Genomic DNA, 5,136 nt, shown 5'->3' on the forward strand with positions numbered 1-5,136 from the left:
CGGCCAAGGCCATCGCCGCGCAGATCGCGCGACCGAGGCGAGCTCGACGCCAGCGGCGCGCCCGCTGCCCGCGCCGTGGCCCGGCGCCTGTCCCAGGCCCGCGCGGCGTTCCTGGAGGTGGTGGATTTCATCGCCGCCAGCGCCAAGGCCCAGCCCAACGCCGCCTATGCGGGCAGCGTGCCGTACCTGATGCTGGCCGGCAACCTGGTGGCGGGCTGGCAGATGGGCCGCGCGCTGCTGGCCGCGCAGCGGCTGTTGCCGGAGGGACAGGACGAAGCCTTCCTGCGCGCCAAGATCGCCACCGCGCAGTTCTACGCGGACCACATCCTGGTCAAGGCCGGCGGCCTGCGCGATGCCATCGTGGAAGGTGCCGACAGCGTGACCGCGCTGGCGCCCGAGGCGTTCTGACACTGCTTTGGCTGCCTTGATTGCTATTGAATCGATAGCTGAATGCCCTAGAGCAATATGCGCTGGGGCCGTTTTTCGTCATTAATACCAACCCCGGAGACCGTCCATGTCCCAGTTGCCACCGGCGCTTCAGAAACTCTCGCTGCCCGTCATCGGTTCGCCGCTGTTCATCATCAGCAACCCCCAGCTGGTGATCGCGCAGTGCAAGGCGGGCATCGTGGGCTCGATGCCCGCGCTCAACGCCCGCCCGGCCGAGCAGCTGGACGACTGGCTGGCCGAGATCACCGAGGCGCTGGCGGCGCATGACAAGGCGCACCCCGACCGGCCGTCGGCCCCGTTCGCCATCAACCAGATCGTGCACAAGAGCAACGACCGCCTGGAGCACGACATGCAGGTCTGCGCCAAGTACAAGGTGCCCATCGTCATCACCAGCCTGGGCGCGCGCGAGGACGTGAACCAGGCCGTGCACGGCTGGGGCGGCATCGTGCTGCACGACATCATCAACAACAAGTTCGCGCACAAGGCGATCGAGAAGGGCGCCGACGGCCTCATCGCCGTGGCCGCGGGCGCGGGCGGGCATGCGGGGGTCAAGAGCCCCTTCGCGCTGATCCAGGAGATCCGCCAGTGGTTCGACGGCCCCGTGGCGCTGTCCGGCGCGATCGCCTCGGGCGGCGCCGTGCTGGCCGCGCAGGCCATGGGGGCCGACTTCGCCTACATCGGCTCGGCCTTCATCGCCACGCACGAAGCGCGGGCGCAGGAGGCCTACAAGCAGGCCATCGTGGACGGCAACTCCGACGACATCGTCTACAGCAACCTGTTCACGGGCGTGCACGGCAACTACCTGGCGCCCTCGGTGCGCGCGGCCGGGCTCGACCCCGACTACCTGCCCGAGTCCGACCCAAGCAAGATGAACTTCGGCGGCGATGCCAAGAAGGCCTGGAAGGACATCTGGGGCTGCGGCCAGGGCATCGGCGCGATCACCGAGGTGACCGGCGCGGCCGACCTCGTGGCCCGCCTGCGCCGCGAATACCAGGCCGCGCGGGGCCGCCTGGCCGTCCTCTGAGCCGCGCCGCCGGGCCGGCTGCCCCGGCCCGGGACGCTATACTTTTCGACCCCCGCGCTCCCCGGCGCTGCCGCATGGCAGTGCCGGGAGCGCTTTTTTGCGGGCCCGCGGGCAATTTGCCGCGCGGCCCGTTCCATGGTTCGTCCCTCGCCGGTTTCCGCATGTCCTCCGCCTCCCGCAGTTCCCTGATCGACACGGTCAAGGGCCTGGCCTGCGCGACCATCGTCGCGCACCACCTGGTTTTCTACGGCCCCATGTCCGATGTGGCCCTGCCGCTGATGCCGCAGGTGATGGCGTGGCTGTCCCAGCATGGGCGGATGGCCGTGCAGGTGTTTCTGGTCCTCGGCGGCTACCTGGCCGCGGCCAGCCTGGCGCCCACCGGCGCGGCGCGCTTCGACAGCGCCTCCGAGCAGATCGGACGGCGGTTCGTGCGGCTGGCCGTGCCCTACGCCGTGGCCCTGGTGCTGGCGGTGCTGGCCTCCGCCGCGGTGCGGCCCTTCCTGGACCACCCCTCGGTGCCGGGCGAGCCCAGCCCCACCCAGCTGGTGGCCAACGCGCTGATGATCCAGGACATCGTGGGCGAGGAGGCGCTGTCCGCCGGGGTCTGGTACGTGGGCATCGACTTCCAGCTCTTCGCGCTGGCGGCGCTGCTGTTCTCGGCCGTGCGCCGCTGGCCAGGGGTGAGCCGGCCGCAGGCGGAGCGCCTGGGCAAGGCGCTGGTGCTGGCCGGCACGGCGCTGTCCCTGCTGTGGCTCAACCGCGAGCCGGGCCTGGACATGTGGGCCTGCTATTTCTTCGGCTCGTATGGCCTGGGCATGCTGGCGTGCTGGACCGTGCGCGCGCCCCGTGCGCGGGCGGGGCTGCTGGCCATCGCCGCGCTGGGGGTGGTGGCGTTGGCGGTGGAGTTCCGCGAACGCATCGCGGTGGCCTGGGTGGCCGCGCTGGTGCTGGTGCTGTGGCTGCGCTGGGGGCAGCCCTGGCTGTCGGCGCGCTGGCCTGCCGGGGCACCCAGTGCCGTGCCCCATCCCCTGGAGCGGCTGGGGCGCATGTCGTATTCGGTGTTCCTCGTGCACTTTCCCGTGTGCCTGCTGGTGAATGCCGTGTTCCAGCAGGCCTGGCCGGACTCCGCCGCGATGAACCTGCTGGGCATGGCCACCGCGTTCGGCCTGTCGCTGGCCGCGGGGCGCCTGCTGTACTGGCGGGTGGAGCGCCACGTGCCGTCGTGGACGGTGGCGCTGCGCTGGCAGGCCGGGCTCGTGGGCACCGGCGTGGTGGTGGCGTTCGCGGCCGGGCGCTTCGGCTGATCAGGCCCGGCGGTGGGCCCAGGTGCTGAGGCCCGGGGCCCCGCCATGCCAGGCCGGGATGACGCTCAGGCGGGGTCCTTCGCCACCTCGCGCCCGCGGCGGCGCCAGTCGATGAACCAGGCCATGAACGGCAGGATGAGCATGGAGCCGGGCACCACCCACACCAGCAGGTAGGGGCTGACCGACGAGGCCGAGCGCATCACGCTGCGCAGCCGGTCTCGCTCCTCGGCCGTCCACAGCCCCTGGCGGCGCTGCTGGACCAGCCACGTCACCGACCCCTTCATGGTGGCCAGTTCCTTGAGGAAGCGGTTCTTCTCCCGGTTGCTGCCCGCCAGGAAGGCGCAGAACCATTCCGGTGCGCACTCGACGCGGCGCTGCAGGGCCGCGGCGGACGCGGGATCGGACGCCTGCGTCAGGGCGGTGTCGGGCGGAAGCGGGGGCTCCGGATCGTGGGGAGAAGCGGTGGTCATGGGTTGGGGGGCGTTCACTGCGCAGTGCCGGGCGGGTTGCCTGCAGGCGTGCCCTCCGACTGTGCCACAGAGCGAAATCCATGGTGGGCCAGAGTGTACTGAGTGTCTGTATTTAAATACAGTATGGGCGGGCTTTGGTGCACGGGGCGCACCGCGATCAGAGCGTCAGCAGCAAATCATGCCCCCCACCGTCGAGCGGCACGCGCACGCCGCTGTCTTCGCAGGGCACGGAGACACCGTCCAGCCAGGCCTGCGGCGGGCCGCCGGCACCCGGGGCACGGGCGACGCGGATCGCGCAGTGGCTGGTGCCGATGGTGACCGTCGCCTCGAACCCCGGCCAGTCCGCAGGAATGCAGGGCCGCACCCGCAGCGCCGTGCCTTCGCGGCGCAGCCCCAGGATGCCTTCGATGCCCGCGCGGTACATCCAGGCGGCCGAGCCGGTGTACCAGGTCCAGCCGCCGCGCCCGGCATGCGGGGGCACGGCATAGACGTCGGCCGCGACCACGTAGGGCTCGACCCGGTAGCGGGCGACCTGCTCGGGCGTGCTGGCGTGCAGGATGGGGTTCACCAGCCGGAACAGCGCGGCGGCCCGGTCGCCATCGCCCTGCTGGGCGAAGGCGAGGATGGACCACATGGCGGCGTGGCTGTACTGGCCGCCGTTCTCGCGCAGGCCGGGCGGGTAGCCCTTGATGTACCCCGGGTCGCGCGGCATCTGGTCGAACGGGGGGGCCAGCAGCAGCGCGAGCCCGTCGTCCTGGCGGATCAGGTGCCGCTCCAGCGAATCCATGGCCTGCGCGGCCCTTTCCGGGTCGGCGGCCCCCGACAGCACGGCCCAGGCCTGGGCGATGGCGTCGATGCGGCATTCCCCGCTGTCCTGCGAGCCCAGCCAGGTGCCGTCGTCGAAGGTGGCGCGGCGGTACCAGGCGCCGTCCCATGCCACCGCCTCGATGGCGGCACGCACCGATTCCGCGTGCGCGCGCCAGAGCGCGGCCCGGGCGTCGTCCCGGCCTTCGGCCAGCGGCGCGAAGAGGGCGACGGTGCGGATCAGCAGCCAGCCCAGCCACACGCTCTCGCCTTGCCCTTCGGCGCCCACGCGGTTCATGCCGTCGTTCCAGTCGCCGGTGCCGATGAGCGGCAGCCCCTGCCGGCCCGTGAGCGCCATGCACTGGTCCAGCGCGCGGGCACAGTGCTCGAACAGCGAGGCCGACTGCCCGGACGGCATGGGCTGGAAGAACGCATCGTGTTCGCCGGGCTGCAATGCGGGGCCTTCGAGGAAGGGCACGGCTTCGTCCAGCACGGCGCGATCGCCCGAGGTGGCGACGTACTCCGCCGCCGCATAGGCCAGCCAGGCGCGGTCGTCCGAGATGCGGGTGCGCACGCCCTGGCCGGAGTGTGGCAGCCACCAGTGCTGCACGTCGCCTTCCGGGAACTGGCGGCCGGCGGCGCGCAGCAGGTGCGCTCGGGTCTGCTCCGGGTGGGTGAAGCGCAGCGCCATCCCGTCCTGCAACTGGTCGCGGAATCCGTAGGCGCCGCTGGCCTGGTAGAAGGCCGCCCGGGCCCAGAGCCGGCAGGCGATGGTCTGGTAGAGCAGCCAGCCGTTGAGCAGGATGTCCATGGCCCGGTCGGGCGTGCGCACCTGCACCGCGCCCAGCGTCTGCCGCCAGCCTGCGGTCACCTGCGCCAGCACGGCATCGAGATCGCAGGTGCGGTAGCGGGCGATGAGCTCCTGCGTGGCCTGCAGCGAGTCGCCTTGCCCCAGCAGGGACACGACCTCCACCGAAGCCCCTGGGGCCAGTTCGACCACGCACTGCAGCGCCGCGCACGGGTCGAGCCCGGCGCCCGTGCGGCCCGACAGCGGCACATGGCCTGTGAGCGCGGCGGGCGCCCATCA

General features: G+C 71.9%; 3 protein-coding genes and 2 pseudogenes. 3 read left to right on the forward strand and 2 right to left on the reverse strand.

Annotation, left to right across the window (positions count from 1 at the left end):
• From AC27KI_RS18265 to AC27KI_RS18275, 3 genes and pseudogenes are all read left to right on the forward strand, one after another.
• Positions 1-408: pseudogene (locus AC27KI_RS18265) on the forward strand (acyl-CoA dehydrogenase C-terminal domain-containing protein); the annotation flags it as partial.
• 106 nt (positions 409-514) lie between these two features.
• Positions 515-1,471 (forward strand): NAD(P)H-dependent flavin oxidoreductase, encoded by a 957-nt coding sequence (locus AC27KI_RS18270; protein ID WP_487115128.1) that lies wholly within the window; start codon positions 515-517, stop codon positions 1,469-1,471.
• 161 nt (positions 1,472-1,632) lie between these two features.
• Positions 1,633-2,775, forward strand: coding sequence for an acyltransferase family protein (locus tag AC27KI_RS18275; RefSeq protein WP_317355925.1), 1,143 nt, complete (start codon positions 1,633-1,635; stop codon positions 2,773-2,775).
• 65 nt (positions 2,776-2,840) lie between these two features.
• Here AC27KI_RS18275 and AC27KI_RS18280 read toward each other — a convergent pair whose 3' ends face one another.
• Positions 2,841-3,245 carry a hypothetical protein gene (locus AC27KI_RS18280; protein WP_284431424.1) on the reverse strand — a complete coding sequence of 135 codons (405 nt, stop codon included), beginning with the start codon at positions 3,243-3,245 and terminating at the stop codon, positions 2,841-2,843.
• A gap of 157 nt (positions 3,246-3,402) precedes the next feature.
• Positions 3,403-5,130 (reverse strand): annotated as a pseudogene (locus AC27KI_RS18285) (glycoside hydrolase family 94 protein); the annotation flags it as partial.
• Positions 5,131-5,136: the final 6 nt, after the last annotated feature.

This window comes from Acidovorax sp. KPB24-03, assembly GCF_057546605.1.